We start from the raw sequence: 26385 nt of genomic DNA, 5'->3' as shown, positions 1-26385 counted from the left end.
TTATGACCTCCCATATATTAAGTTTATTTCTTTAGTATACTTACCATTCTCATCATAAACATATAATGGTGCGTCCCATTTTAAATAAGCTCCTCCATCTCTCTGTCCTTCAACTAAAACAATATTGGGCGCTTTTCCCATTTTAGGATGTATCATTTTCACTCTTTTAGGTTCTATTTTATATTTTCTCATTAGGGTAAAAATATCTGCTAACCGTTCTGGTCTATGTACAATAAACATCCTTCCATTATCTTTTAACAATACTCTTGCAGCTGAAATCACATCCTCTAAATTACATAACATTTCATGTCTCGCTATAGCCAATTTGTCATTTGGATTAAGAATACCTGCATTATTTAATTTATATGGAGGATTTACTGTAACCACATCAAACTTCTCAAGCTTCTTTAGAAATTCTATATTTTTCAAATCCTCATTTAGGAAAAAAACCTTCTCCTCTAACGAATTTAATTTTACACTTCTTTTAGCCATATCAATCATATCTTCTTGAATTTCTAATCCACATACACTTTGTGGACTATATTTGCCATATATTAAAAATGGAACTATTCCTGTTCCTGTACATAAATCTATTACTCTATGTTTTGTTTTTACACAAGCAAAATCTGATAATAGAACAGCATCTATTCCAAATTTAAAACCATCTTTTTTTTGAATCAAATTTAAACCTTTAAGCTGCAAATCGTCTATTGTTTCATCTTCCATTGTATATTTAAAATTACTATCCATATTTTCTTCCTCTACTTTTAATGCAATTAACTACATTAATCTTAATTTCATAAATCAGCTTATCTTCTATAAAGAGAAACTTAATTATACTCATCACATTATAACATCACAAATTAAATAAAAAAACCCTCCTGCATCTAAACAGAAGGGCTATAACTAAAATCAGATATTAACAACTAATTTCTTTTGTTTACTAATTAACTATTCTTCTTCCTGCATAAAAGCTATATACAGGACCAACCTTGACTACATCACCGGTTTGAGGCGCATGAATCATTTGACCACCACCAACATATATACCAACATGACCTGCATGTGTAAATACTAAGTCACCTGGTTGAAGTTGATCTTGGCTAACTGCTTGTCCTTCATTGATTTGTGAATATGTAGTTCTTGATATATCTTTTCCTGCTGCATTTTCAAAAACATACTGAGTAAAACCTGAACAGTCAAAGTTAGCTGAACCTGTTGCTCCATATACATATGGCTTTCCTAATTGTGCATATGCTTCATTTAGAATCGCTTGTGCATTTCCTGCTGATGGTACTATGGCAGATGAACGACTTTTTCCTCTGCTTGCTGTTGTCGCCGCTTTCACTTCTGCTGCTTTTCTTGAATCCACAACTGCTAATGCTTTTATTATTTTTTCATTAATTTCTTTCTTAACAATTTCACTCTTAATTTGATTATCTCTAATATTTCTCAATTGTGCTATTGCTGATTGAAGATCTGGTGTTGAACTATTAGAATTACCTATAACATCAAATTGAGATTTTACTGTCTCTCTTTCTATTTGAGATAAGTACTCCGAATCAAATTTACTTCTTTCTGCTTGTGCTTCGTCTGCTAAAGTTTTTTGCTCTTTCTTTTTACCGTCCAATTCACTTATACTAGCTTGCACTTCTTTGTTAAGTTTATCTATTTCGCTTTTCTTATCTTCTAATGATTGAATTTTACTGTTTAATTCTTCTTTTTTATTAGTTACTTCTTCTATTGCTTCTTTATCTTTTCCTACAATTTTACTTACAGCTTCCGCCCTAGAAAAGAAATCACTTGTTGACTCTGATTCAAGTAAAAAACTCAAATAACTAAACTCTGCATCCCCTGATACATACATTGCTTTAACTCTTTTTCCTAAAGCTAAATCCATTGTATTAATTTCTTCCTTACATTGTTCAATATCCTTTGTAGTATTAGCAATAACTTTGTTAATATTTTTTACTTCTTTAGTATTTTTGTCCACAGTTAATTGTAGAGGTTCTATCTTCATATCTAAGTCATAAATCTTATTTTGAATGTCTTGTATTTTATTTTCAATTTCTGCATATTTCTGCCTTGAATCATTCAATTGTTGATTATTTGGCGTAGCAAATGCTGGTACCGAACTACCTATAACGATTACGCTTGCTAACATAATAGCTAGAATTTTGTTTTTCATTCAACGTCGGTCTAAAAACCTTCCCTCCTTCATTAATCTACATCTTTTACAATTATAACACTTTCACTAAAAATGGACAATTCATATATAGGGCGAATTTTTAAGTTATTCTACTAATATCTATATATAGTCCATATTCCCCACTTATTCTAACTTATTCTTTATATTTCTTATAACAAACTTGTTAGTAAATATATACATATCGAAACTTATTTTTCCTTAAGTTTACTAAATCCTTATTTCAAACCATATAATACTAATAAAATCTATTTTTCATTATATACACTTTCTAAAATCCTTGACAGAAAAACCACTTAAATATATAATTAAATATGTCTTCGGGGTGTGGCGCAGCTGGGAGCGCGCGTGGTTTGGGACCATGAGGTCGCAGGTTCGATCCCTGTCACCCCGACCAAAACATTATCAATATGTTATCATGTTAGCTTAAGGAAATCACCCTTAAGTTTTTTATTATTTTTAGGAGGTTTTTTATGTTAGCTGATATAAAAGGTACAATCTTTGATTTGGATGGAACACTAGTTGATTCTATGTGGGTTTGGTCTCAAATTGATGTTGATTATCTTAAAACAAAAGGACATTCTATGCCTGAAGATTTAAGAAATGAAATTTCTCATTTAAGTTTTTCTCAAACAGCTGTTTATTTTAAAGAAAGATTTAACCTTGCTGATTCAACAGAAGAAATCTTAGACGATTGGCACAAGATGGCCTTTAATCACTACTCTAATAACGTAAAACTAAAATTAGGAGTAAAAGATTTTTTAAATCATCTAAAATCTTCTGATATAAAAATTGGATTGGCTACAAGCAATTCCGTTCCATTATTAGAAGCATGTTTAAAAAACAATCATATTTATGACTATTTTGATTCAATTACAACAACTGATGAAGTTTCTAATGGTAAGAACTGTCCTGATGTGTACTTGCTAGCAGCTGATAAGCTAGGTATTAGACCAAAGGATTGTTTAGTATTTGAAGATATATTACCAGCTATTAAAGGTGCAAAAGCTGCCAATATGAAAGTTATTGCTGTAAAAGATGATGAATGTTTGAATTCTAAGGAAGAACTTCTTAAATATGCTGATAAGTATATTTATTCTTTTTCTGAGTTATTATAAACATTTAAACCAAAAATAACTCAAACTCAAAGTTGTCTAACCACATTTTCAATTGACAATATATAATTGATAGTTAAAGACATTTATGTTTACCCTTTCGTAATTGATATTGTAAACTATAAATTCTATAAGAGTTTCATGATTATAAAATTCGTAAGCGTCAAAAAAATCGACGCATTGCTTTCTGCTGTGGTTAAAACTTAATATTTAAAAACCGTAAATCTTTATTTACATTTTTATGCTTTTAATTCTTTATTTTTTCCAAGTCTTAACTTTTGACATCCTTTCCTTATCCTTATCTTTAAAATCTATATCTGATAACATATCTAAATAAATTGTCTAGATATTTCCCAGCTATGTAATTCGTCAGTTTGGGAATCATTACTTTTTTACATTCATAAAAATAGACATTTGCTTACTATCTACTTGCTCACTAGATTTACCAAATATCTTGTAAAATAATATGATTTTTTTAATTATATACTGCAAGGAGTCTCCATATATCTCACATTCGAGAACTTGTTGTATTTGCATTTCATAATGATTGCCGTTTAGTCCAAGAGTCATTCCTTCGTCAACTCCTTGCCACCAAGATTTTACCATAATTTAATTCTTTAAATTTTAGTTTTCTTTAACGCATAGGATGATATAGATTTACTATTTATTATTAAATTGACTTTTTAATGACTTTACATGTTTAGCTAGAAGTTTAGATAATTCTATTTTTGCTTTTTGAATCTCATCTATAACCTGTAATATTACGTGATTATAGATCTCAATTATTTTGTCTTCACTTATAAACATCACCACTATATCATTAGTTTTCAAGAGTCATTTTTATTATCGTAAAACCTATATTTTTAGTCGTAAAAATACTATTTGGGAATATATTATCTTTTTACGGATGATTTTGTACGTTTTAAGGAATATATATTTACTTAATTTACATTTTATGAGAATATGTACCTGAACATAGCTGAAATAGCTACAATTTTTTAACGAGGTGATTACTATGAAAAAATTAGCCCTAGCACTAGCATTAATTACTGCATTTGCTATTCCTTCAACAGGTATAGTTGCACAAGCAAAAACTAAAACTACTGAAAATAACACTTCACTATTATCAAATAGCCAAACATGGTACAGCCATGTAACTAAGGAAGATGCTTGCCTTAGAAAAGGAGGAGGTCTTGATTATGGTATAAAACGTCTTCTTCAACCAGGAGATCCAATAACAGTTTATAGTACTAATCCAGTTATAGTTGCTGATGGATACCGTTGGTATTATGTTAGTTATAAAGGTATATATGGATATATAACTGAGGATAACATATACGGGTAATTAATAGTAATATATCTATATAGTAAATGCCATATAAACTAAGGCATGACAACCAATAAATTATATTATGAATTTTCATACATATAATTCAAAAGAGGGTCTGTTTCATTTTGAGACAGACCCTCTTTTGCTTGAAATTATACAATTTTGTTTTTACACAAAACTATTTTCTTTCTACGCCATATTTAGCTTCTAATTCTTTTAATATTTGATCATATTTAGTGTGTTGATTTTGTTGTAATAATTGATTTAAAACACTATCTTTAACTTCATCAAAACTTTTTATTGAAGCTTCATTTTTTGTATCTACTACTATTAAATGATATCCAAATTGAGTTTTAACAGGTTCAGTAACAACTCCAATTTCTGCTGTGAATGCAGCTTCTTCAAATTCTGCAACCATCATACCTTTTGAAAATTCTCCTAAGTTTCCACCTTGTTGATTAGATGGACATGTTGAATACTTCATTGCAGCATCACCAAATGATAAAGCTCCACTTATAATTTCATCTTTTGCTTTTTTAGCTTCTTCTTCTGTTCCAACTAATATATGCCTAGCAGAAACTGTTGCTGGTTGACCAAAAGCTTCTTTATTACCTTCATAATATGCTTTAACTTCGTCATCTGTAACAGTTACATCCGCTAATATCTTATTTATAGCCATTGAAGTTATAACTTCTTTTGATATATTTTCTATAGCATCTTTATATTCTTGAGTTTTGTCTAATTCTATTTCTTTTCCAAATTTATTCATTAACTCAAATGAAATTAATTGTTCTACTAATTGTTTTTTCTTATCTTCGTTTTGTAGTGCACCTCTTTGTTCTTGAGGATATCTTGAAATTATTGTGTTTAAATCCTTTTCTGTTATTTCATTTCCTGCAGCAACTGCTAATACCTTATTTTCCATTTAAATTCTCCTTCTATATAACTATTTTTATATTTGCGTATTCAAATTTTATGTACCTTCTTTATTTTAACAGTATCTACCGATTCTAACAATAATATAAATTAATTAATTTTAATTTTCTATGTGATTTAAATTTAGTTGAGGTTCCTTATCTTTTTAGCTAACCTGTTTACAACTATTATAAAGTAAACCTCCAACTTAAATAAATAAACTATTTAGAACATATTACTAATTTTTTTAAAATGTCTTATACATAAATTAGTTTTAAAATGTTATACTAATCTTGGGTGATGTTATGTCTGAAATATTAAAGAATGATTGGAAAATTTATTTAGAATCTGAATTCCAAAAAGACTATTATATTAAACTAAGAAAATTTCTAATAGCTGAATATAATTCTAAAATTATATATCCAAATATGTATGATCTTTTTAATGCCTTACATTTTACACCTTATTCAAAAGTTAAGGTTGTAATATTAGGTCAAGATCCTTACCATGGTCCAAATCAAGCGCATGGACTAAGTTTTTCTGTTAATCCTGGTGTAAAAACACCCCCATCTTTAATTAATATGTATAAAGAGTTAAGTTCTGACTTAGGCTGCTATATTCCTAATAACGGATATTTAAAGAAGTGGGCAGATCAAGGGGTACTACTATTAAATACAGTGCTTACAGTCAGAGCTACAGAAGCTAATTCCCATAAAAATAAAGGTTGGGAAGAATTCACCACTAAAATTATTCAAGTGTTAAATGAAAAAGAAATCCCTATAGTATTTATCCTTTGGGGGAATAACGCTATTTCAAAATCCAGCTTAATTACTAATCAAAAACATTTCATTATAAAATCAGTTCATCCAAGTCCATTGTCTGCATCAAGAGGTTTTTTTGGTAGTAAGCCATTTTCAAAAGCTAATAACTTTTTAATTTCTACCAATCAAACACCTATTGATTGGCAAATTGAAAATATATAAACAGGGAGAAGAGGCACTTATGGATTACAAATTTATTTCTGATGGTAAAGAATACATATTAACAGAAGAAAATTGCGAAGGAATATTCTTTGATGATGAAAATGAAGTTATAGGTTTATCTGTAAATACAGTATTAACTGCTTTAAATGAAGGCGAAGAAGTAAATTTTTCAAATGAATATTATTCTGGTAAATGTTCTTGTGACACTCAAGAACAAATAAATAAATCTTATCGTTACTTAGAATATCATTTTTACATTTATACAAAGAATAATGAATATGTAATAAACACAATCAGTGAAGAATATAAGATCACATCTTTTAATAGACTTTTCAGTCTAGGCAAAATTGATGATAGTTATATTGTTAATGTAACTGTCTGTCCTAATTGTGGGACTTATTCTATAGATGTCGAGCAGTGTACAGTTTAATATTGGAGTTAATACTAATAATTAAGACTATCTCAAAATTTGTGATTATGAGATAGTCTTAATTATTATTTTATAAATTTTATACAAAAGTAAAAAAGCACTAACTTTAAGTTAATGCTTTTATGGTGGCTCGAACTGGAATCGAACCAGTGACACGAGGATTTTCAGTCCTCTGCTCTACCGACTGAGCTATCGAGCCATATTACCTGGCAACGTCTTACTCTTCCACACAGTCACCCGTGCAGTACCATCAGCGCTGTAGACCTTAACTGTCCTGTTCGGAATGGGGAGGAGTGTTACCTCTACGCCGTCATCACCAGATACAAGTAGTATTATATCGAGATATAACTATTATGTCAACAACTTTTTTAAAGTTTTTTTATTTTTTTCTAATTAACTTATTTTTTTCTCTTATAAATCCTAAAATACTCTTACTCTTATACACCACATATATTTTCGACAAATAAATAGTATACACTCACTTACCTTACATAGAACTAATTACGTAAATTAATTATAACTTACATATAAATACATATTTTTATATTGCAATTTATTTAATAGGTTAATTGTGAGATAATAAAATTACTAAGTATTAAGAAGGTGTTTTTTATGAGTATTGAAAAATTATCAAAAATTCTAAAAGAAAGCAATAATATAGTTTTCTTTGGAGGAGCCGGTATCAGTACCGAATCTAACATTCCGGATTTTAGGAGTTCAAATGGATTATTTAATGAAAAACTAAACATTACATTTACTCCTGAACAATTAGTATCACATTCATTTTACATTAAATATCCAGAAGAATTTTTTAACTTTTATAAGTCAAAACTTATATATCCAGAAGCCACACCAAATAGTGGTCATTTAGCATTAGCTAAACTTGAAGAAATGGGAAAATTAAAAGCTATAGTAACTCAAAACATAGATGGGCTTCATCAAATGGCAGGAAGTAAAAATGTTTTTGAGCTTCATGGATCTGTTCATAGAAATTATTGTGTTAAATGTAATGAATTTTATGATGCAGACTTTATTTTAGAAGCTAACGAAGTTCCCACTTGTACTAAATGTGGTGGAGCTGTTAAACCAGATGTAGTCCTTTATGAAGAAGGTTTAGATGATAGCATAATTAGAGGTGCAATAGATGCAATTTCTAAAGCTGATACTCTTATTATTGGCGGGACTTCACTTGTAGTTTATCCTGCTTCTGGATTAATAAATTATTTTAATGGTAAAAATCTTGTTCTTATAAATAAAAGCTCTACTTCTGCTGATTCCAAAGCTGATTTGGTAATTAATGATTCTTTCGGAAAAGTTCTGAGTGAAGCTTTAAGTAATTTATAACTGGCATATTTTATATTGAATTAAAATTTTATTAAAAACATAAAAATTTAGTTTAATTTATGTATAAATAAATTTAATTTGGTAATAACTAATAACGAAGTATTAAACTTCAATATTTAATCGCCTCTCCCCCATTTTTATTTATATACAATTTATAAGTGCCATAACTACAGTCAATCATTTGACATAGTTATGGCACTTCGTTGTATATTTTTTTGAACTATATACTTTCTTTAGAAAACATTTTAGTGTTTTGTTGAAAATTTTCATCATATGGTCAATATTTTAATAGCCCTTTATGGAGAGACCTATTTTTTAATCAAAATTCTTCTAAGCATATCTAATCCAGTTATTGTTGCTTGAAGCCTTATTCTGCTTCTGTTTCCATTAAAGATGCATTTTTGAACTGTTACTTGCCCTTGTACATATACACCTACATAAACCAATCCAACTGGCTTTTCATCAGTACCACCTTCTGGACCTGCAATTCCTGTAGTAACTATACTCACGTCTGTTCCTGCTGTATTAGCAATTCCAATTGCCATTTCTCTTGCTGTTTCTTCACTTACAGCTCCATATTTATCTAAGATTTCATTTTTAACACCAAGCCTTTTATGTTTAGCTTCATTTGAATATGTAACAGCACCTTCTAAAAATACCTCCGATATTCCTGGATAATTTATAAGGGTACTTGCTATCATTCCTCCTGTACAAGACTCAGCTGTAGATATTGTAAGTTTCTTTTCAATCAAAAGTTTGGCTACAACATCTTCTATTCCTATATCCTCTGTTGCATAGACATTGTCTCCTAATCTTTCTTTAATTTCATCTTCTATAGGTTCTATTAATTTTAAAGCTTCTTCTTGAGTTTCAGCCTTTGCTGTTACACGAAGCATTACTCCTACTTCTTTTGCATAAGGTGCAATAGTAGGATTAGTTTGAGCATCCATCAAATCCTTAACATCCTCTGCCACAGCACTTTCCCCACTGCCTAATATCTTTATCATCTTCGATACTAGCACTGAATCAGCCTTTTTTTGAAAATAAGGTCTAACCGTTTCTTCAAACATTGGTTTCATTTCTTTTGGTGGCCCTGGTAAAACAATCATTATTTTGTTATTTTCTTCTATTATTACTCCAGGAGCTGTCCCATTATTATTATTTATAATAATAGCTCCTTTGGGAATCAGTCCTTGCTTTAAATTATTTTCAGTCATTTTTCTTTGTCTGAATTTAAAATAGCTCTTTATTTTTTCAATTGACTCTTCATCTGGAATGAGCTCCTTATTAAAATACTTTGCTGCAACTTCCTTTGTAAGATCATCATCTGTAGGTCCCAAACCTCCTGTTGTTATTATAATATCGCTGCGGCTATACGCTTCACTAAAAGCATGCAGAATCCTATTTTCATTATCTCCTACTACTTGTTGATAATACATGTCTATGCCTAGAGTAGCTAATTCCTGTGCTAAATACTGCGCATTAGAATTAACTATGTCTCCTAGCAAAATTTCTGTTCCTATAGCTATAATTTCTGCCTTCATACTTATCCCCCTCTTATCTCTAAATATTTGCTTATAGAAAATTTGTTTAAAGCTTTTTAACAATATTAGTTTATTAACATTTCATTGTCAATTATTTCATAAAATAAATATATATCTTTGATTCGAGTTATAAACTTGTAAAAATATAACTAAAATATGTAAAACCTATCCAATATATTATTCGGATAGGTTTATGTTGCAAATATGTTCTTTTATAATATGCTATCTCTAAATTAATATTTAGAGATAGCTTATATAAAAAACTTTTTCATCTCAATATATTTTAGGTAAATATTACAATTATAAAATACTAATATTTACATTAAGCATTTACCTAAAATAAAATTAGTAATATGTATGAGAAGAAAAAATTCATTGCAAGGAAGTTCTATGTTTATAGTATATGTGCAAACTCCCTTGCTTATTCATACTAAATACTTACTAAAACAGAATATTTTTCTAATATCTGTAATATTTAATCTATTCTAAAATTATATTTTACGATTTTTATTATACAAACTTAATTATTCAAGCGATTGCAAGATAAACATTATTTATCTTCTGTTTCAAGTAATGCTAAAGCTACTGCTCCTACTACTCCTGCATTTGTACCTAAACCTGCTGGAACAATTCTAACTGATTCGGCCATAGATTTAAAACATCTCTTATCAACAACTTTTCTTACTGTATCAAAAACAATATTTCCTGCAGCTGCTACTCCACCACCAATTATTATCACTTCTGGATCAAAGATAGACACTGCATTAGCAACAGCTATTCCTAAATAATTTAATGCATTATCAATTATATCCTTGCAAACTTGATCTCCTGCTGCTGCCTCTGTAAATACTTCATATGAAGTAACAGTTTCATATTTTCTTAATGAAGTTTCAATCTTACTGTTTAATGCTTCTTGTCCTCTTTTTGCAATCGCAGTTCCTGATGATGTTGCTTCTACACATCCAATGTTTCCACAGTTACATCTTGGTCCATTTGGAGCTACTGTCATATGTCCAATTTCTAAAGCATTTGAAGTGTGTCCCCTATAAACCTTTCCGTTTAAAACAGCTCCTCCACCTACTCCAGTACTTACAGTGAAGAATACTACATGTTTAGCACCTTTTCCTGCTCCAAACATGTATTCACCAATAGCTGCAACGTTTGCATCGTTATCTAAAAATACAGGTATTTCAAATTTCTTATTTATTGGTTCAACTAAATTAAAATTTTTAAATGGAAGGTTTGGTGTATAAATTATAGTTCCTTTTTCTGCATCCAAAGGCCCTGGTGAACCAATTCCAATTCCTTTTATCTCCTCATAATTTGCTGATCCATCTTTTATTACTTTTTCTATAGATTCAATAATTCTATTTAATACAGGAATTTCTCCTTCATTAGCATTTGTTGGCACTGTCGTTTGGCTTATTATTTCACCATTTAAATTAGATAATGCAGTGCTTATTTTTGTGCCCCCTAAATCTACTCCTACAACATACTTTTGCATAATATAACTCTCCTTCATTTCATTTAATTTCCCAATTAAAAACAATTTGTTCTAATAGATATTATACTATATTATGTCTTATTAATAAAACCTGTATTTTAAAATATTATTTTTTTAGAGATGCTTTATTTGCACTTATGTAATAGTTACCAAAATCATCATATTGAGTATAGTTAATAATAAATTTATTGTCCTGTAACATAGAGTTTATCATATCTATATCACCTCTATTATTCTTGTCAATTTTTATTATAAAATTATCGTCTTTTTCTATTATATTTAAATAATCAAATATATTACTATAATCACTTAAACCTATACGCCCACTAATGTCCATGCTATAATCTGACATTAATATTCCTCCTTAGTTATACTATTAAAATTCAATACTAATACAAAAATAGTATTTCATCTTATTCATACTTTTATGCCTTTTAATACAAAATTCTTTCATTAAATTATTTATCGTATTTTCACTAATATCTATCATACATTACTTATTTATCAACAAAAACCATGTATTTTTATATTTTTTATATTCTTTTGTAGTCTGGGATACATTTTTTTAATTCTATCTATGGTAAATTTAATTAAATTGATAAAGGGGGATTTATATTGTGATTAAATTAATTGGAATTTTGATAATTATTGTCGGCTTTATTATTAAACTAGATACTATTGCTGTAGTTGTTGTTGCTGGTATAGCAACAGGTCTTGTTTCCGAAATGTCCTTTAATGACATTGTTACAACTTTAGGCAAAGCTTTTGTAGAAAATAGATATATGTCTCTTTTCATTATTTCTCTACCTGCTATAGGTATATTAGAAAGATATGGTTTGAGAGAAAAAGCTGCAGATCTAATCAGTAAAATAAAATCTGCTACTTTTGGAAGATTAACTTCTATATACTTAATTATAAGAACCTTAGCCTCAATGTTTTCAGTCCGAATAGGTGGACATGTCCAGTTTATAAGACCATTAATATTACCAATGTCTGAAGGTGCTGCAAAAAGCAGATATGGCAAACTAAGCGAAGAAGACATTCAAGCCATAAGAGGATTAAATGGTGCGGTCGAAAACTATGGAAATTTCTTTGGACAAAATTTCTTTATGGCTTCAGGTGGTGTTTTACTTATAGTTGGAGTTATGAAGGAATTAAACTATCCAGTCGAAGCTCTAGATATTGCAAAAGCATCTTTACCTGTAGCGATTATTATTATGGTTGTTGGTACGATTCAATTCTTATATTATGATAAAAAGTTTGATAAAAAATATAAAATAAAAAGCAAAAAAAATGATAAATAGTTAGAAAAGGGGGTACAATTATGCTAAAAACATCATTAACAGAATTATTGTATGTTCTTTGTGGGTTAGTCTGTTTCTATTCTACATATGGAACCTTAAAAGATAAAAATCATCCTTCAAAAATACCTACTGCACTTTTTTGGGGCATACTTGGCTTTATTTTTACCTTTAGCAGAATCGGATTATTGTGGGGTGATAAAAATATATTTATTCCAGATATTTATATAGGTTATTTAGTTCTTGTATTAGCTCTTCTCTCTGCTTTTAGACTTGTAAAATTTGATAAATTTAATGAATCTACTAAGGAATTTAAAGCGAAAGCTGCCAAGAAAATTGGAAGTTATATATTCATCCCTGCATTAGCTCTTGCTGTTGTAACTTTTTTAGTTGCTCAAATATGGAATCAACAATTAGGTTCATTAGTTGCTTTAGGTGTTGGTAGTATAACCTCTATCATCCTTGCCTTATTAATAACAAAAGGATCTCCAAAAGAAATGTTAGATGATGGTAGACGATTATTTGAGGTAGTTGGGCCTGCAAATATACTTCCACAATTATTAGCCGCTTTAGGTTCTGTTTTTACTGCTGCAGGTGTTGGAAATGTGATTTCTGGTTCAATCAGTAGTTTTATACCTAGCGGAAATATTCTCGCTGGCATAATAGCATACTGCTTAGGAATGGCAATATTTACAATGATAATGGGTAACGGATTTGCTGCCTTTGCTGTAATTACTGCAGGTATAGGTGTTCCTTTTGTAATCGCTCAAGGAGGAGATCCGGTTATAGTAGCAGCATTAGGCTTAACATCTGGATTCTGTGGTACGTTGTTAACTCCAATGGCTGCAAATTTTAATATTGTACCTACATCAATATTAGAAATTGAAGACAAAAAATATGGCGTAATAAAATATCAATTACCAATTTCAATAATAATGCTTATAATTCATATTACATTAATGTATATATGGGCATTTTAAAAAATTTTAGGAGGACACAAATGAAAATTTTAGTTACAGGGTTTGATCCCTTTGGAGGAGAAAGTATTAATCCTGCGTATGAAGTAGTAAAAAGACTTAAGGATAATATAGCTGGTGCTGAGATTATAAAACTTCAAATTCCAACTGCCTTTAATAAATCTACAGAAATAATAGTAAAAAATATTGAAGAAATTAATCCAGATTATGTATTGAGTATAGGTCAAGCTGGTGGCAGGTTTGATATAACTGTTGAAAGAATAGCTATAAATATTGATGATGCTAGAATACCTGATAATTTAAATCAACAGCCAATCGATAAAAAAATAGATGAAAATGGCGAAAGTGCTTATTTTGCAACTATACCTGTGAAAGAAATAGTCAATTCAATCAACTCAAAGAATATACCTGCATCTATATCGAATTCTGCTGGCACATATGTATGTAATCATGTTATGTATAGCATATTAAATTATGCTCACAAGAATGACTTAAATATTCAATCTGGATTTATTCATATACCATTTTTATTTGAACAAGTTATGAATAAGAAAAATACTCCAGCAATGGACTTAGATTCCATGATAACTGCAATAGAAACTGCTATTGAAGTTATCATATTTCAAAAAAAGGCTTAAAGATATGAATAAAACCAAAATATTTGTATACGGAACTCTTATGAAGGACTTCCATAACTATAATAAATACTTAAAAGATAAAGTGACTTCTATCGAAACAGGCTATATATATGGAAAATTGTATCACTTATATGAACATGATTGTCCTGCAGTAATTGATGGAAATGATAAAGTATACGGAGAAATAATTGAATTTTTTGATGATATTTTTCAAAATACTTTAAACAAGTTAGATAATTTTGAAAAATATTTTTTTGGCATGGATTATGTAATCTATGAAAGAGAATATGTTGATGTATATTATTCAAACAGTACTTCAGAAAAGCTTTCATTCTATAAGCTAATAAACTTAGATATATTAGAAAGAGAACATACAAAATATATTGATTCTGGAAATTGGAAAGCATTTTTTAATAATAATTATTAAACTATTATAATACAAAGATTAAAAAAGCCACAATATATTATACCAGATTTTTTAATTCTAATATAACAATATTGTGGTTTAATTTCTTAATGGAACATCTTCTTTTTATATATTAAAAAATGAATATTAATAAACTATTAGACTAACCTTAAATTATATCCACATATTTCTTTAGAATTTCTGGCTGATTAATAATTATTTTCTTATTTTCATAACTTATAGTATTTTCATTTAAAAACTTATTCAAACAATTTGTGACAGTTATTCTTGAACATCCTATGTTATTTGCAAGCTCTTGATGTGTAAATATCATATTAATTTTAGTCCTTCCCAAAGGGTCAATTTCGGAACAAGCTGAAAGCCTTAATAATGCATTTGCTATTTTTCCTACAGAATCATTAAATGTGCTATTAGTCAACTGCAACATAATTATCCTAAATTTTCTAGTAATACTATGTATAAAATATTTATATATTTCTTGATTATTTCTTAGTTCTTGATCAATTTTATCCTTTAATATATATGCTACTTCCGTATATTCCTTTGCAATTGTATAAATATTATTTTTACCACCACAAAAATAATATGTTTCTCCAAGTATTTCTCCATATCTTAGTAAATACAATGAATGTATATTCCCTCCCATACTTATAATACTTTGAGATAACACTCCTTTAGTAACTATTCCAATAAAATCATTATTTTCAAATTCAATAACTTCATTTTTTTTATAACTTTTTTTTATTCCTTTTGTATGAGCTATTTCTAAAAAATATTTCCTCATTTCTGATTGTTTTTTTCTGTCGAATAACTCCTCATACATATATCTTCACCCCACTATGCTACAATACTATATATTATATCAAAATAAGCTATGATTGAAAACAAACTAAATTTTCATTGATGAAAATAAGATATATATGTTGCAATTAGATTTCTAAATACTTAATAAAGGCCATGTGCCTAACTGTTATCTTAATAACTAGGATCCACACAACCTTTATTCTTTTAACTGCATATTTTCTTGTAATTACATAAATTTATTTTCGTGATTCTTTTATACTTTCTATAACTTTCGCAACTTCTACTTCTGGAACTTCTTCATATCTTGAAAGCTCTTTAATAAATATTCCTCTACCTTGAGTTAATGAACGTAATTCAGTAGCATATTTTCTGATTTCTGCAAGCGGAACTTCTGCTGTGATTTTTTGCTTTTCACCCTCTGCTTCCATTCCAATTACCCTGCCTCTCTTTTTATTTATATCAGCCATTACATCTCCCATATATTCATTAGGTAATATAATTTCTATCTTCATTATAGGTTCTAATAAAATAGGTTTAGCTTGTTCAAGTCCTTTTTTATATGCTATAGACGCTGCAATCTTAAATGCCATTTCAGAGGAATCTACAGCATGATATGAACCATCATGAAGTATTGCTCTAAGTCCTATAACTGGACATCCTGCTAAAACTCCATGTATTATACATTCTCTTAAGCCTTTTTCTACTGCTGGAATAAAGTTTCTTGGAACAGCTCCGCCAACAACATTGTCAACAAATTCCAAATCTTCCTCCCCATCATTTCTAGGTTCAAACTTAATAACAACATCTCCATATTGTCCATGTCCACCTGATTGTTTTTTATGTTTACCTTGTACATCTGCAAAGCCCTTTATAGTCTCTTTATAAGGAACCTTTGGAATACTTAATATTACATCTACGCCAAATTTACTCTTTATCTTGCTTGAGATTACATTTATATGAGTTTCTCCAAGTCCTGAAATAATAATTTCAGAATTTTCTAAGTCTCTATATACTTCAAAAACAGGATCTTCTTCCTTAAGCTTATTTAAAGCTTGAGATATTTTTTCCTCATCACCCTTAGCCTGTGGAATTACGGCCATAGAACACACTGCTTTTGGAAAATTCATCTTGTCATACATAACCTTAAATTCTGGATTTACTAATGTATCTCCTGTATTTGTATATTGCAATTTAGAAATTGCTCCTATATCACCAGCAATAATCCTTTTAGTTGGTATTTGTGTCTTACCTCTAATAAAGCAAATATGAGATAATTTTTCAGTTTTATCCTTATTAACATTTAACACTGTCATATCATCCTTTGCCTCTCCAGTCATAACTCTAAAAAAGGATATTTTACCTACAAATGGATCGGCAATAGTTTTAAATACTAATGCTGAAAAAGGTTTATCTTGATTGAGATTTATAAATACCTCTTCATTTTTTGAAACATCCAATGCTTTTTGAGGAATTGCATATTCTGGTGAAGGGAAACATTCAACTATATCATCAATCAAAGAATCCATTCCTATAACTTTAGTTGCGCTTCCACACATAACAGGCGCTATGTCACCACTAGCACATCCTTTTATTAACCCATGATATATATCCTCATCACTTAAAGTTCCTTCACTGAAATATTTATCAAGTAATACTTCGTCAGTTTCAGCTACTGACTCCATAATCATTCTCTTACAATCTTCAATTTTTTCCTTTAATTCTTCTGGAATCTCTAGAATTTTTATTTCTTTAGTTTTAACATCATATATTCTTGCTTGCTTTGAAATCACATTTACTACGCCTTTAAATCCATCTTCTATTCCTATTGGATATTGAATAGGAACAACGCTTATTCCAAATTTTCTATTAAGAGAATCTAAAACTTTATCAAAGCTAGCATTTTCTCTATCTAGTTTATTTATAAAAATCGTTCTAGGTAATTTAATTTTATTACAATATTCCCATGCCGTTTCTGTTCCAGCTTTTATTCCTGATACTGCACTAACAACTATCATTCCAACATCTACTGCTCTCATACCTTCAATACATTCACCTTGAAAATCAGCATACCCTGGAATGTCCACAAGGTTTATTTTTACATGGTCTAATTCAATTGGAGCCACTGAAAGAGAAATAGAAAATTGTCTTTTCTTTTCTTCTGTATCAAAATCTAAAGCAGTAGTTCCATCTTCAATCTTCCCTAATCTATCTGTAATTTTTGAATAATATAAAATACTTTCAGCTAAAGAAGTCTTTCCTGTTCCATTATGTCCCATTAACCCTACATTTCTCAAATTTTTAATACTATAATCTTTCATAAACCCTGCCAAACCCTTAAGTCACCTTAGAAGCTGGCTTCCACCTGCCTTTCATCTTGTATGATATGCTAGATATAAGTCCGCATCGAAAATTTTACAAATAATTTTCGGATTTCTATCTACACTAACTAATATATTATATTTATATGTACTGCTTAGCAGTATAATTAATAATTCTATGTATATTTTTGAAATCCTTCTCATTTTTCTTAATTTTCTGAAAATTTATTTTTATGTATATGATTTCAAATTATTTACTACTGAAATACTTTATATCAATTTAATATATATGTTTTCAATAAGGATTTTGCAATAAAACCATATTAACATTCCCATATTAAATTAACTTTACTGTATAAACTTAATTAAACATAAGTTTATTTAATATATATATTTAGTCACACAAAAGTAATAATCCTGCTCTTTGTATTCGCCTATTTTTGTATTATAATAATCTTTGTATATGTATTGTAGAAATAAGCTGTATAAAAATTTAAACGGTCAATTGATTTTTTATTTCAACATATATACTAGGTTAATCTTATTGTATGATTATTTTATTAAGGAGAATTAATTAATTATGGCTAAAAACATCTTCAATTCAAATGTTAAAACAAATTTTAAAGACTTGAATTTATTGGGAATAAGGTTTACTAAATTTGTTGTGTATTCTCTTATAATTCTTTTTTTAATTCTATTTGGAACAACAGCTCACTCTGTATATGAAAACTATACAGATTTAAATATAGTAAATGTTGTTTTATTAGTACTTTATTTTGCATTAACAGTTGGTTTGTTTTATGGAATTTCAAAAAAAGTTTATAAGAAAAATTTATTTTTTTTAATTGTATTAGTTGGTTTTGTTCTTAGGTTAACTTGGGCTCTCAACACAAATAGTTTTCCTATTTCTGATTTTAGAACTATGTATGATGCCGCAAATAATTTATTAAATGGAGATACAAGTGCATTTAAAGGACTTGGATACTTTGCTAGATTTCCTCATATGACACCTTATGCATTGTTCCTTTCTTTAATAATTAAAGTTTTTGGAGATAATGCATTATTTGTAGTAAAAATGCTTAACGTACTATTATCTACCTCATCAATTATTTTAGTTTATCTTATATGTAATTCAATCTTTAAAGATTATAGAAGAACTTTATTAGGTGCATTTTTTATGGCTATTTTGCCTTCATCTATTCTTTATGTTCCTGTATATTGTTCTGAAAATATAGCTATTCCTTTTTATTTAGCTAGTATATACTGCTTCATTTTAGCAATTAATAATAAGAGGAATTCTTTATATTTGATATTGTCAGGATTGCTGTTATCTGTAGGACATTTATTTAGAATGGCAGCCTATATAATAGTCGCAGCATATTTGATGTACATAGTAATTTATGACAATCAAAATTTAAAGGTAAAATTTAAGAATATAATGTTTATAATAATACCCTTTACTATGATATTTGTTATTTTTTCAAATGTTCTTATAGTTAATAATATTACTGACCGAAAACTTTGGGATGGAAGTGAGCCTAGCATTACTTCTGCAGTAAGAGGAAGTAACATAAATAGCGGAGGTAGCTGGAATCCTGAAGATGCTGAATTTACTTCTAATCTCTTAGAAGATAGAGACGCTTTAGAAAAAGCTTCTAAGGAACGAATACTAAATAGATATGCAAATACTCCACCTTTAGAATTAGCAAATTTTTTCATACACAAGTTTGGTTCACAATGGTCTAATGGTGACAATGCAGGTGCCTACTGGTCTCAAGCTGGTATTCCTGAAAATAAAATTAAAATAAATATTGAACATAAAGGAGTACTTTGGTATCAATTAGTTTATTCAATAATATTATTTCTTATTATAAAAGGATTATTTAATAAGGACGAATATCTATGTAATAAGATTGTTAATTTATTTTATATAATCTTATGTGGTTATGGAATTGCATTCTTAATTCTTGAAACCCAAACTAGATATTCATTTATAATAAACTTTATCTTTGCAATTTTGCCAGTTACAGCAATAGCATCAAATGACAAAACTAAATTTTAATTATTATTTGAAAGGAAGTAATTTATGAAATTTTTAACACTGTTTTTTACTAAATTTATGAATTGTATTATGAAATTTAGTAATAAGTTTTTAGATAGCTCCATTGCTAAACTTCGTTTTTTTACTATATTTGATATGCTGATTAAAAATATATTGTTTATGACAATTATACATATGTATTCATCAAACTTCGGTACAAGCTTCACAAAGGCACTTTCATTTTCAATAGTTTACTTAGGCTTTGTACTTTTACTTTACTCCTTTGGATATATGTTCTCTAACAAAAAACAAGTTTTATTCTATATAATTCTAAATATCTTATTTACTATTTTAATAATTTCTGATTTATGGTATTTTAGAGCGAATAGAGATTTTTTAGGTCTTCAAAATATTTTTATTAGAAGAACATTTAATCCTAGTGGTCTTTCGCTAATTAATCCTGAAATCATTGATTTAGTATTTTTTATGGATATAGTTCCAACCACTATATTATTTATTTCAAAAAAAATCTCAAACACTCAAAAAAGGAATTTACCTAAATTTACAATCAGCTTAACAACTTCTCTTGTAATAATAATAAGTTCAATTTTATTTATTGATATTTTTAAGTTATCAAACTATTCAACAGCTAGTATATCTAAGCCTCAATGGAATCCTGCTGAAACTGTTGCCGCTTCTGGTCCTATTAGCTATCATCTTCAAGAAGCTTCAAAAACAATTACTAGATTAGTAAGTAATCCTTCTTCTGATGATATAAATGAAATTGAAACTTGGATAAATAACAATAAAGAAAATCTCCCCGATAATGAGTTTAAAGGTTTGTTTAAGGGTAAAAATGTTATTTTTCTTCAAATTGAATCATTAGAAAACTTTGTTATTGGAAAAAGTACTAATGGCAAAGAAATAGCACCATTTTTGACTAAGCTTAGTAAGGAAGGCTTATATTTTACAAACATCTATGAACAAAATAATGGTGGGGATAGTATTGATTGTGATTTTCTAATTAATTCTTCTACCTTTACTTTAGGAGATCAAATTACAGCTTTAAATTATAGTGAAAATACATATCCTAATTCATTGCCTAAACTTTTTGAAAACATAGGATATAACACAATAACTTCACATGCAGAAAATTATTCAGCTTTCAATTGGTCTAAATTACATAAAAACGCATTTGGAGTTGAGACCTTATGGAGCCTTAATGAATACAATTATGACGAAGCTGTAGGCTATGGTATATCTGATAGAACATTTTTAAATCAGCTTTCTGAGAAATTGAAAACTGTAAAACAACCATTTTTATTTCAATCACCTACATTATCAAGTCATGGTCCATTTAACATAGGTAAACAGTACAGGCAATTAGACTTACCTAAAGAAATTGATGAAAGTAAACTTGGTGGTTATTTTGAAAGTATACATTATACAGATGAACAAATAAAAATGTTCTTTGATAAACTTAGTGAATCTGGAATATTGAATAACACGGTTGTTGTTATGTATGGTGATCATACAGGTGTTCACAAATACTACAACAATGAAATTAAGGATTTAGATTATGAAGGTAATTGGTGGAAGGATTATGATCATAAAATTCCATTAATAATATATACACCAAATATGAATCCATCTATAATAACAGCTTCTGGAGGGCAATCAGACTTCTTACCAACAATTTCTTATCTTATGGGAATGGATAAATCCCTATATGAAAATACTTCTATGGGAAGAGTTCTAGTTAATACGAATCGAAATTCAACTATTATAAGAACTAAGGAAATTGAAGGTAAAGTTAAAAGTCCTGAAGAAGAACAACATGTTTTAAATTCATATATTATAGGCGAAAAAATAATTAAAACTAATTTCTTTGCTAAATATAAGCCTAACTAAATGAAGAATTAAAATATCCCTCATAAAGACAGAATAATTCGTATCTACTCTATGGGGGATATTTAAAATGTATCTAATTTATATCGTCTTTATTCTTCTTATCAAAAGCAAAAAACTTCATAATAATAAATGTTACTGGAACACCAATAATTGCTGCTAAAACAAATACCAAAAGCTTATTCCAGCCCAAAGTATTATAAAAAATTAAAACAAATATGTTTTGAATAATAAAATTAGGAATATATGATATACAGAATTTTATGTATTTTTGAAACATCATACTTTCTTTAAATACAATAGCACTATTTAAAAAATATGAAATAGTCATTGCTGTAACATATCCTAATACAAATCCAATATTAACAGGTAAAAACAATGAATAAATATACGCAAATAATATGCCATTTATAGTATTGATTCCACCTACAATTAAAAAGTTGAAAAATTGTTTAGTTAAAAATATATTTTTTATTCTCTTAATTATACTTGGTTTATATTCATCCCATTGAATTATGTTTGTTCCACTGACAATAAATCTTTTATCTGCCAATAAAGACAAAGGGGCATCTGATAATGAATCAGAATAGAATTCATTTATAATAGCATCTTTAAATTCTCTTTTAAGTCTAACTACTTTTTCTTCTCCGTAACAATTTTCACCTTCGCATATACCAGTTTTCTTATTTACCTCTGATGCAATCAAATGTTTAATTCCTATCCTTTTGCATATAGGCTCCAATAAAAATACAGGAGACGCTGAAATTATTAAATCTGAATCTTTTTTACTATTTAAATACCACTCTTTAATCCTTGATTGTTTTTCATTCCAAAACTCTTCAATTAAATTATCCGTATTACCTATTCCATTTAAGAAATAATAAAATTTTTCTTTAAATTCTAATTTACTGGATAATCCAAATAAATATTTTAGAAATCCTAAAATTTGAATAGGCAAATACTTAATTAATCTAGGTTTTCTTTTTAATGCGAATAAATAAAAGTCTAATGTACTATCTCCATCATAAATGGTTTTATCAAAATCATAAACATTCATATTATATATTCCTTTATTCTCTATTTTCTTATCTTACACATATATTATAAATAATAGAATCATTGCATATAAAAGCACCATTCCTATTAATACCTTGTCCTTTAAAAGCACGCCGACAGGATCACCATCCGAATCTCCTTCAACATTTAAGCTATATTTCATACAAATCAGCATAACAAGTGGCACTGTCCATACTATGTTAATAATGCTATTGGAATATCTTTGTATAGTTGTAGCATCTACACACCATAATGAATAGAAAACAATAGTTAATCCTAAACACATATACATATTCTTATCTAAAAAATCATGATTGTAATATTTTAATACTTTCCTAGTTTTACTTCCTTCTGTATCTAATTCATTTCTCCTTTTACCTAATCCTAGATAAAACGACATAGCTATTACTGTTAAGTATAACCACTTAGAAACTTCTATAGCTGTTACGGCAGATCCATATAAGACTCTAAGTAAAAATCCTGATACTAAAATAGTAATGTCTATAATAGGTAAATTCTTAAAACCCATACTATAAGCAAAGTTAAAACCTATATACATTATCACCAACGCCCATGATTTAAAATTAAATCCACAAGCTAAATAATTTAAGGCAATTCCAAACACAGCTATAACTACAACTAAAGTATAAGCTGACTTTATTGATACTGCTCCAGAGGCTATAGGTCTTTTGCACTTTGTAGAATGTTTTCTATCTTTTTCAACATCTTGTATATCATTTATTACATAAACTATAGAAGAAAGTATGCTAAATGATAAAAAACCTAAAATCGTCTTTTCTAGTAAATTAACATTAAATAAACTTTGATTAAAAATCAGTGGTAAAAAAATTAATACATTTTTTAAATAATGATGAACCCTCATTAACTTTAAATATTTTTTCATAATGTATACCTCAATTCATATATATCTTATCCAAAACAACAAAAATTATTAAAACAGTATGCATAAAACTGAATAATAATCTTTGTTATTAATTTTATTTAATTATTGCTTTATTTTAAACTTTAAAATAAAAATTAAGTATTATATTTGTGTTTGAACCACTAAAATGTAACTACTCAAACATACTGTTTAGCTACAATACTACAATTATAATACTAATTTGCACTTTTTATATTATACTATATTCATTACATTTTAACAATTCTTATATATACTCTAAAAAATATAAGTTCTATTTATACTCTAAAACATCTATAAAATCTAGAAAACAGTATTTCTCAGTTAATTATTTTATATTTTAAAAATTTTTATTAAATTCTGCTACAACCTTATTATTCATATTTCTTTATGTCTAGAAAAAAATTAAGAATAAACATTTGAAGATTCAATTACAATGCCATTATCCCTTACTGATATTTCAATAAATTCGTCATTATCCTTAACTTCAACAGATATCTCATCACCTTCATTGGAAAACTTTATTGCATTTGATAAAAGATTCAATACTATTCTTTCAATCTTTTCTAGATTGCAAGCAATAACTTTTTCTTCTATATTTTTATCAAGAATATAATTCTCTAATACAAAAAAGCTAATCAAACTTACATCACTAGCTTTAAAAATAGTTTTTTATTCTAATTTTGTCCGAATTTTATTTTTAATAACAAGATTTTTCATATACATTATACATAATCTTATTAACACTAAAAGAATGCCACCACAAGTATCAATTATTACATCTCTAATTGCACCTTCTCTTCCTAAAACAAATAACTGATGTATTTCATCAGAACAAGCATATAAAAATACAAAAACTATAGTTATAATAGAAACATGCTCTAAATTAAAATATAATTTCAATGCATTAAACGCAAATAATGCTAAAATCATATATTCAATAAAATGTGCAAATTTTCTTACAACAAAATTTGCAAGATCTCCGAAAATTCCATTTATATCTACACCTAGCTTTAAAAATAATTCTAATACTATTATACTTTGAGAATCAGATACTTTAGCCGGTTGATTTGACATTACAAATATTAAAATCATCCAGGCAATCAACAAACTCCAATAAATAATTTTCCTTTTGTTATTCATATTATTCCTCACTTAAGTTAAATTTTACTCTGACATGTATCTATTGATATATGCAAGTGACTCCTCTAATAATTCTTGACCCTTTTCTAATCCATCAACTTTCATCTCTAAATTGCAAATCCTTTGATCAATCTGATTCATAAGCTGCTTTATATCTTGTAACAGTTTTGCCTGATATGTTACTTGTATTCCTTCGGCATCAATAAATATTTTCTCCGGCGGCTCTCCACATTTAGTGCATTTTGCATATATTCCTTGATCTTCTAAATTATTAAACACTTTAAATGTATCGTTATTACACCTCTCACAATTTGAAAGCATTACAAATTCATAATTACTTACATCATAATAATAAGCACTATTACAATCCTTACAAGTCAATTTCAATTTATTATCTTCTGTCACTATATAAAATTCATTGCCACTACAGCCATCCTTTTTACATACAATAGTCCGCACCATAATCATACCCTCTCATAATACAATATTTGATCTTTTATCTTAGAATAAATTTTAACAATAATTCTTGTCAAAACCAATACTTTTATTAATCGCTTACAACTGGAATTTCTAAAATTTTAATTATAAAGAGAAATTTTATCTAAAGATAATAAACTTCCATTTAAAATTAACAATAACCTAATAACTAATCAATAAATATACTTCCTATATTTTACATTTTAATTATATCTTATAATTTCTTTGTTGTACACTTTAATAGTTAGTATTTTTTATTTATTTTACGAGAGATTTCTACTGTTTTTTCTATAATAAAAAAATGGCTATGCTACGTCACTTCGTAGTAACACTTTTGTCATTTTATACCGCTAAATTATTTATATAAGTGACCTTTAAATCAAAAAAATTTTATACTTTCCTTATATAAAAAAAGAACTATGAATTTTAATTCATAGTTCTTAATGGTGGAGATTAAGGGATTCGAACCCTTGACCCCCTGCGTGCAAGGCAGGTGCTCTCCCAACTGAGCTAAACCCCCATGGTGGACCTTCAGGGACTCGAACCCTAGACCTACCGGTTATGAGCCGGTTGCTCTAACCAACTGAGCTAAAGATCCATTAATGAATAGTCTTTAACTAAAACTCTTGTATTCTACAAGAATACCTCGCAACGTCCTACTCTGCCACACAGTCACCCGTGCAGTACCATCGGCGCTATAGACCTTAACTGTCCTGTTCGGAATGGGAAGAAGTGTTACCTCTATGCCATCATCACGAGATGTTAGTTTTTCTCAAATCTATGATTAATCGAAAAACTTATATAAATCACGCTAGTGATTTATATTTCTTTGAAAGATTATTCTTTCAAAATTGCACATAACTTTTAATGTATACTTACAACTTGATTATATATTGGTCAAGCCCTCGACCTATTAGTATCAGTCAGCTAAATATGTTACCATACTTACACCTCTGACCTATCAACCTTGTAGTCTTCAAGGGGTCTTACTAGCTTACGCTA

The 26385-nt window shown here is 28.3% G+C and carries 25 protein-coding genes, 4 tRNA genes and 3 rRNA genes; 12 read left to right on the top strand and 20 right to left on the bottom strand.

The window, feature by feature from the left end; translation table 11 throughout:
• Nucleotides 1–750, bottom strand: coding sequence for a tRNA1(Val) (adenine(37)-N6)-methyltransferase (locus tag CLPUN_RS07260; RefSeq protein WP_077846640.1), 750 nt, complete (start codon nucleotides 748–750; stop codon nucleotides 1–3).
• Between the two features lie 193 nt (nucleotides 751–943).
• The gene (locus CLPUN_RS07255; RefSeq protein WP_077846639.1) at nucleotides 944–2188 is read right to left on the bottom strand and encodes a C40 family peptidase; all 1245 of its coding nucleotides are present in this window, start codon (nucleotides 2186–2188) and stop codon (nucleotides 944–946) included.
• A gap of 339 nt (nucleotides 2189–2527) precedes the next feature.
• Between CLPUN_RS07255 and CLPUN_RS07250 the strand changes: the two genes are divergently transcribed.
• Together CLPUN_RS07250 and CLPUN_RS07245 are read left to right on the top strand one after the other, a co-directional pair.
• A tRNA-Pro gene (locus CLPUN_RS07250) sits at nucleotides 2528–2603 on the top strand.
• A gap of 76 nt (nucleotides 2604–2679) precedes the next feature.
• Nucleotides 2680–3324 carry an HAD family hydrolase gene (locus CLPUN_RS07245; RefSeq protein WP_077846638.1) on the top strand — a complete coding sequence of 215 codons (645 nt, stop codon included), beginning with the start codon at nucleotides 2680–2682 and terminating at the stop codon, nucleotides 3322–3324.
• A 381-nt stretch (nucleotides 3325–3705) separates the two neighbouring features.
• Here CLPUN_RS07245 and CLPUN_RS07240 read toward each other — a convergent pair whose 3' ends face one another.
• Complete coding sequence (locus tag CLPUN_RS07240) at nucleotides 3706–3927, bottom strand: hypothetical protein (RefSeq protein WP_077846637.1); 222 nt, start codon at nucleotides 3925–3927, stop codon at nucleotides 3706–3708.
• Nucleotides 3928–4336: 409 nt separating this feature from the next.
• Here CLPUN_RS07240 and CLPUN_RS07235 point away from each other — a divergent pair, with 409 nt between their 5' ends.
• Nucleotides 4337–4666, top strand: coding sequence for an SH3 domain-containing protein (locus CLPUN_RS07235; RefSeq protein WP_077846636.1), 330 nt, complete (start codon nucleotides 4337–4339; stop codon nucleotides 4664–4666).
• Nucleotides 4667–4829: 163 nt separating this feature from the next.
• Here the strand turns inward: CLPUN_RS07235 and CLPUN_RS07230 are convergent, their stop codons facing one another.
• Nucleotides 4830–5576, bottom strand: coding sequence for a peptidylprolyl isomerase (locus CLPUN_RS07230; RefSeq protein WP_077846635.1), 747 nt, complete (start codon nucleotides 5574–5576; stop codon nucleotides 4830–4832).
• A gap of 295 nt (nucleotides 5577–5871) precedes the next feature.
• On the opposite strand from CLPUN_RS07230, the gene CLPUN_RS07225 reads away from it, so the two are divergent.
• Together CLPUN_RS07225 and CLPUN_RS07220 are read left to right on the top strand one after the other, a co-directional pair.
• On the top strand, nucleotides 5872–6549 hold the full coding sequence (locus tag CLPUN_RS07225) for a uracil-DNA glycosylase (protein ID WP_077846634.1): 678 nt from the start codon (nucleotides 5872–5874) through the stop codon (nucleotides 6547–6549).
• Nucleotides 6550–6568: 19 nt separating this feature from the next.
• Nucleotides 6569–6979, top strand: a complete 411-nt coding sequence (locus tag CLPUN_RS07220; RefSeq protein ID WP_077846633.1) for a DUF3785 family protein — start codon at nucleotides 6569–6571, stop codon at nucleotides 6977–6979.
• A gap of 123 nt (nucleotides 6980–7102) precedes the next feature.
• Here CLPUN_RS07220 and CLPUN_RS07215 read toward each other — a convergent pair.
• Nucleotides 7103–7178 (bottom strand) — tRNA-Phe (locus tag CLPUN_RS07215).
• A 5-nt stretch (nucleotides 7179–7183) separates the two neighbouring features.
• Nucleotides 7184–7300: ribosomal RNA gene (gene rrf / locus CLPUN_RS07210) — 5S ribosomal RNA — on the bottom strand.
• Between the two features lie 291 nt (nucleotides 7301–7591).
• Between rrf (CLPUN_RS07210) and CLPUN_RS07205 the strand changes: the two genes are divergently transcribed.
• Nucleotides 7592–8323, top strand: a complete 732-nt coding sequence (locus CLPUN_RS07205) for an NAD-dependent protein deacylase (protein ID WP_077846632.1) — start codon at nucleotides 7592–7594, stop codon at nucleotides 8321–8323.
• A 308-nt stretch (nucleotides 8324–8631) separates the two neighbouring features.
• Here the strand turns inward: CLPUN_RS07205 and CLPUN_RS07200 are convergent, their stop codons facing one another.
• The 3 genes from CLPUN_RS07200 to CLPUN_RS07190 form a co-directional block, all read right to left on the bottom strand.
• Nucleotides 8632–9867: a competence/damage-inducible protein A gene (locus CLPUN_RS07200; protein ID WP_077846631.1), complete on the bottom strand. Its 1236-nt coding sequence runs from the start codon at nucleotides 9865–9867 to the stop codon at nucleotides 8632–8634.
• 550 nt (nucleotides 9868–10417) lie between these two features.
• A complete protein-coding gene (locus CLPUN_RS07195) occupies nucleotides 10418–11371 on the bottom strand; it encodes an ROK family protein (RefSeq protein ID WP_077846630.1) in 954 nt (317 codons plus the stop codon).
• Nucleotides 11372–11477: 106 nt separating this feature from the next.
• A complete protein-coding gene (locus tag CLPUN_RS07190; protein WP_077846629.1) occupies nucleotides 11478–11723 on the bottom strand; it encodes a hypothetical protein in 246 nt (81 codons plus the stop codon).
• A 268-nt stretch (nucleotides 11724–11991) separates the two neighbouring features.
• On the opposite strand from CLPUN_RS07190, the gene CLPUN_RS07185 reads away from it, so the two are divergent.
• From CLPUN_RS07185 to CLPUN_RS07170, 4 genes are read left to right on the top strand one after another with little or no spacing between them, the layout of a single operon-like run.
• Nucleotides 11992–12675, top strand: coding sequence for a DUF969 domain-containing protein (locus CLPUN_RS07185; protein WP_423237286.1), 684 nt, complete (start codon nucleotides 11992–11994; stop codon nucleotides 12673–12675).
• Between the two features lie 20 nt (nucleotides 12676–12695).
• Nucleotides 12696–13652, top strand: coding sequence for a DUF979 domain-containing protein (locus tag CLPUN_RS07180; protein WP_077846627.1), 957 nt, complete (start codon nucleotides 12696–12698; stop codon nucleotides 13650–13652).
• Between the two features lie 20 nt (nucleotides 13653–13672).
• Nucleotides 13673–14287 (top strand): pyroglutamyl-peptidase I, encoded by a 615-nt coding sequence (pcp, locus tag CLPUN_RS07175; protein ID WP_077846626.1) that lies wholly within the window; start codon nucleotides 13673–13675, stop codon nucleotides 14285–14287.
• Between the two features lie 4 nt (nucleotides 14288–14291).
• Entirely contained in the window at nucleotides 14292–14714 is a 423-nt protein-coding gene (locus tag CLPUN_RS07170) for a gamma-glutamylcyclotransferase family protein (protein ID WP_077846625.1), read from the top strand.
• Nucleotides 14715–14862: 148 nt separating this feature from the next.
• Here CLPUN_RS07170 and CLPUN_RS07165 read toward each other — a convergent pair whose 3' ends face one another.
• Together CLPUN_RS07165 and fusA are read right to left on the bottom strand one after the other, a co-directional pair.
• Nucleotides 14863–15498, bottom strand: a complete 636-nt coding sequence (locus CLPUN_RS07165) for a Crp/Fnr family transcriptional regulator (RefSeq protein WP_207652744.1) — start codon at nucleotides 15496–15498, stop codon at nucleotides 14863–14865.
• A 256-nt stretch (nucleotides 15499–15754) separates the two neighbouring features.
• Nucleotides 15755–17836 (bottom strand): elongation factor G, encoded by a 2082-nt coding sequence (gene fusA, locus CLPUN_RS07160; RefSeq protein ID WP_077846689.1) that lies wholly within the window; start codon nucleotides 17834–17836, stop codon nucleotides 15755–15757.
• Nucleotides 17837–18416: 580 nt separating this feature from the next.
• On the opposite strand from fusA, the gene CLPUN_RS07155 reads away from it, so the two are divergent.
• Both CLPUN_RS07155 and CLPUN_RS07150 read left to right on the top strand, forming a co-directional pair.
• The gene (locus CLPUN_RS07155; protein WP_077846623.1) at nucleotides 18417–19898 is read left to right on the top strand and encodes a glycosyltransferase family 39 protein; all 1482 of its coding nucleotides are present in this window, start codon (nucleotides 18417–18419) and stop codon (nucleotides 19896–19898) included.
• A 24-nt stretch (nucleotides 19899–19922) separates the two neighbouring features.
• Nucleotides 19923–21788 carry an LTA synthase family protein gene (locus tag CLPUN_RS07150; protein ID WP_077846622.1) on the top strand — a complete coding sequence of 622 codons (1866 nt, stop codon included), beginning with the start codon at nucleotides 19923–19925 and terminating at the stop codon, nucleotides 21786–21788.
• Nucleotides 21789–21861: 73 nt separating this feature from the next.
• Here CLPUN_RS07150 and CLPUN_RS29370 read toward each other — a convergent pair whose 3' ends face one another.
• The 9 genes from CLPUN_RS29370 to CLPUN_RS07105 all read right to left on the bottom strand — a co-directional run.
• Nucleotides 21862–22842, bottom strand: a complete 981-nt coding sequence (locus tag CLPUN_RS29370) for an HAD-IB family phosphatase (RefSeq protein WP_077846621.1) — start codon at nucleotides 22840–22842, stop codon at nucleotides 21862–21864.
• Nucleotides 22843–22875: 33 nt separating this feature from the next.
• A complete protein-coding gene (locus CLPUN_RS07140; RefSeq protein WP_077846620.1) occupies nucleotides 22876–23745 on the bottom strand; it encodes a UbiA prenyltransferase family protein in 870 nt (289 codons plus the stop codon).
• Nucleotides 23746–24168: 423 nt separating this feature from the next.
• The gene (locus CLPUN_RS07135) at nucleotides 24169–24405 is read right to left on the bottom strand and encodes an ATP-binding protein (protein ID WP_242954070.1); all 237 of its coding nucleotides are present in this window, start codon (nucleotides 24403–24405) and stop codon (nucleotides 24169–24171) included.
• A 30-nt stretch (nucleotides 24406–24435) separates the two neighbouring features.
• Complete coding sequence (locus tag CLPUN_RS07130; RefSeq protein ID WP_077846618.1) at nucleotides 24436–24906, bottom strand: VanZ family protein; 471 nt, start codon at nucleotides 24904–24906, stop codon at nucleotides 24436–24438.
• A 24-nt stretch (nucleotides 24907–24930) separates the two neighbouring features.
• The gene (locus CLPUN_RS07125; RefSeq protein ID WP_077846617.1) at nucleotides 24931–25368 is read right to left on the bottom strand and encodes a hypothetical protein; all 438 of its coding nucleotides are present in this window, start codon (nucleotides 25366–25368) and stop codon (nucleotides 24931–24933) included.
• A 459-nt stretch (nucleotides 25369–25827) separates the two neighbouring features.
• A tRNA-Ala gene (locus CLPUN_RS07120) sits at nucleotides 25828–25903 on the bottom strand.
• Between the two features lies 1 nt (nucleotide 25904).
• Nucleotides 25905–25981 (bottom strand) — tRNA-Ile (locus tag CLPUN_RS07115).
• Nucleotides 25982–26026: 45 nt separating this feature from the next.
• Nucleotides 26027–26143 (bottom strand): 5S ribosomal RNA (gene rrf, locus CLPUN_RS07110).
• A 133-nt stretch (nucleotides 26144–26276) separates the two neighbouring features.
• A 23S ribosomal RNA gene (locus CLPUN_RS07105) occupies nucleotides 26277–26385 on the bottom strand; the annotation flags it as partial.

The sequence above is a fragment of the Clostridium puniceum genome, from assembly GCF_002006345.1.
In the GTDB taxonomy this organism is placed as follows: Bacteria; Bacillota; Clostridia; order Clostridiales; family Clostridiaceae; genus Clostridium; species Clostridium puniceum.
Note: the sequence above shows the minus strand (reverse complement) of the source record. Positions and strands in the feature narration are given on the sequence as shown.

Coding starts and splice junctions, on each gene's coding strand:
- CLPUN_RS07260 (WP_077846640.1), bottom strand. CDS start 750: ATGGATAGTAATTTTAAATATACAATGGAAGATGAAACAATAGACGAT.
- CLPUN_RS07255 (WP_077846639.1), bottom strand. CDS start 2,188: ATGAAAAACAAAATTCTAGCTATTATGTTAGCAAGCGTAATCGTTATA.
- CLPUN_RS07245 (WP_077846638.1), top strand. CDS start 2,680: ATGTTAGCTGATATAAAAGGTACAATCTTTGATTTGGATGGAACACTA.
- CLPUN_RS07240 (WP_077846637.1), bottom strand. CDS start 3,927: ATGGTAAAATCTTGGTGGCAAGGAGTTGACGAAGGAATGACTCTTGGA.
- CLPUN_RS07235 (WP_077846636.1), top strand. CDS start 4,337: ATGAAAAAATTAGCCCTAGCACTAGCATTAATTACTGCATTTGCTATT.
- CLPUN_RS07230 (WP_077846635.1), bottom strand. CDS start 5,576: ATGGAAAATAAGGTATTAGCAGTTGCTGCAGGAAATGAAATAACAGAA.
- CLPUN_RS07225 (WP_077846634.1), top strand. CDS start 5,872: ATGTCTGAAATATTAAAGAATGATTGGAAAATTTATTTAGAATCTGAA.
- CLPUN_RS07220 (WP_077846633.1), top strand. CDS start 6,569: ATGGATTACAAATTTATTTCTGATGGTAAAGAATACATATTAACAGAA.
- CLPUN_RS07205 (WP_077846632.1), top strand. CDS start 7,592: ATGAGTATTGAAAAATTATCAAAAATTCTAAAAGAAAGCAATAATATA.
- CLPUN_RS07200 (WP_077846631.1), bottom strand. CDS start 9,867: ATGAAGGCAGAAATTATAGCTATAGGAACAGAAATTTTGCTAGGAGAC.
- CLPUN_RS07195 (WP_077846630.1), bottom strand. CDS start 11,371: ATGCAAAAGTATGTTGTAGGAGTAGATTTAGGGGGCACAAAAATAAGC.
- CLPUN_RS07190 (WP_077846629.1), bottom strand. CDS start 11,723: ATGTCAGATTATAGCATGGACATTAGTGGGCGTATAGGTTTAAGTGAT.
- CLPUN_RS07180 (WP_077846627.1), top strand. CDS start 12,696: ATGCTAAAAACATCATTAACAGAATTATTGTATGTTCTTTGTGGGTTA.
- pcp (WP_077846626.1), top strand. CDS start 13,673: ATGAAAATTTTAGTTACAGGGTTTGATCCCTTTGGAGGAGAAAGTATT.
- CLPUN_RS07170 (WP_077846625.1), top strand. CDS start 14,292: ATGAATAAAACCAAAATATTTGTATACGGAACTCTTATGAAGGACTTC.
- CLPUN_RS07165 (WP_207652744.1), bottom strand. CDS start 15,498: ATGAGGAAATATTTTTTAGAAATAGCTCATACAAAAGGAATAAAAAAA.
- fusA (WP_077846689.1), bottom strand. CDS start 17,836: ATGAAAGATTATAGTATTAAAAATTTGAGAAATGTAGGGTTAATGGGA.
- CLPUN_RS07155 (WP_077846623.1), top strand. CDS start 18,417: ATGGCTAAAAACATCTTCAATTCAAATGTTAAAACAAATTTTAAAGAC.
- CLPUN_RS07150 (WP_077846622.1), top strand. CDS start 19,923: ATGAAATTTTTAACACTGTTTTTTACTAAATTTATGAATTGTATTATG.
- CLPUN_RS29370 (WP_077846621.1), bottom strand. CDS start 22,842: ATGAATGTTTATGATTTTGATAAAACCATTTATGATGGAGATAGTACA.
- CLPUN_RS07140 (WP_077846620.1), bottom strand. CDS start 23,745: ATGAAAAAATATTTAAAGTTAATGAGGGTTCATCATTATTTAAAAAAT.
- CLPUN_RS07130 (WP_077846618.1), bottom strand. CDS start 24,906: ATGAATAACAAAAGGAAAATTATTTATTGGAGTTTGTTGATTGCCTGG.
- CLPUN_RS07125 (WP_077846617.1), bottom strand. CDS start 25,368: ATGGTGCGGACTATTGTATGTAAAAAGGATGGCTGTAGTGGCAATGAA.